This is a genomic window from Mesorhizobium sp. M4A.F.Ca.ET.020.02.1.1 (assembly GCF_004022645.1).
Lineage (GTDB): Bacteria > Pseudomonadota > Alphaproteobacteria > Rhizobiales > Rhizobiaceae > Mesorhizobium.
In genome coordinates, this window is sequence record NZ_RZOI01001207.1 from 1 (window position 1) to 954 (window position 954).

A 954-nucleotide genomic window follows, 5' to 3' on the forward strand; every position below is an offset into this window, starting at 1 on the left:
ACCACGGTCTGGATGCCGAGTTCCTTGCAGGCGCGGAGCACCCTGAGGGCGATTTCGCCGCGATTGGCGATGAGGATTTTCTGAAACATTCCCGGCTCTACTCGATGACGACGAGAGGCATGCCGTATTCGACCGGCTGGGCGTCCTCGAAGAGGATCGCCGTCACCGTGCCGGCGCGCGGCGAGGGGATCTGGTTCATAGTCTTCATTGCTTCGATGATCAGCAGCGTCTGGCCTTCCTTGACTTTCTGGCCAATCTCTATGAACGGCTTGGCGTCGGGCGACGGCGCCAAGTAGGCGGTGCCGACCATAGGCGAGGGCACGGCGTTCTTGGACTGGTCGGCCGTTGCAGGCGCTGAGGCCGCAGCCGCGGGCTGAGCTGGCGCCGCCGGCGCATAAGCGGGCGCGGGAGCGGCCACCGCGTGCACGGTCTGCGACTGACGCGACACGCGCACCTTCAGGTCACCGAGCTCGACCTCGATCTCGGTAAGATTGGTGTCGTTCAGTATGCCCGCCAGATCGCGGATCAGCTGCTGGTCAACACCGGTCTTCTTTATAGACATTTTCGAGCCTTCTGTTTGTTGGCCGGTCAAAGGCGTGCCGCCAGCGCCTGCAGCGCGAGCGTGTAGCCGAGCGGCCCGAACCCGCAAATCATGCCGACGGCGACCGGCGCGACCATGGAGACGTGGCGGAACGGTTCCCGCGCATGGATGTTGGAGAGATGGACTTCGGCGACGGGCAGCGGCGCGACAGCGCGGATGGCGTCGTGAATGGCAATCGAGGTGTGGCTGTAGGCGCCCGGATTGATGACGATTCCGACGGCTTTGTCGCCGGCTTCCTGGATCCAGTCGACGAGGTCGCCCTCATGGTTCGACTGGCGGAAGTCGATCTCCAGCCCAAGCTCGGCGCCCGCCTTCTTGCAGTCCTCGGCGATCGCGGCAAGCGCCTTTCCGCC

General features: G+C 64.5%; 3 protein-coding genes. All 3 read right to left on the reverse strand.

Going from position 1 to position 954, the window contains the following annotated elements; translation table 11 throughout:
* Window positions 1-89 (reverse strand): biotin carboxylase N-terminal domain-containing protein (locus tag EN742_RS40135; RefSeq protein WP_148670575.1); only part of this gene is annotated, 89 nt, incomplete at its 3' end.
* 8 nt (window positions 90-97) lie between these two features.
* Complete coding sequence (accB, locus tag EN742_RS36110; RefSeq protein WP_126054373.1) at window positions 98-562, reverse strand: acetyl-CoA carboxylase biotin carboxyl carrier protein; 465 nt, start codon at window positions 560-562, stop codon at window positions 98-100.
* A 26-nt stretch (window positions 563-588) separates the two neighbouring features.
* A partial coding sequence (locus tag EN742_RS36115; RefSeq protein WP_148670574.1) for a type II 3-dehydroquinate dehydratase occupies window positions 589-954 on the reverse strand: 366 nt, incomplete at its 5' end.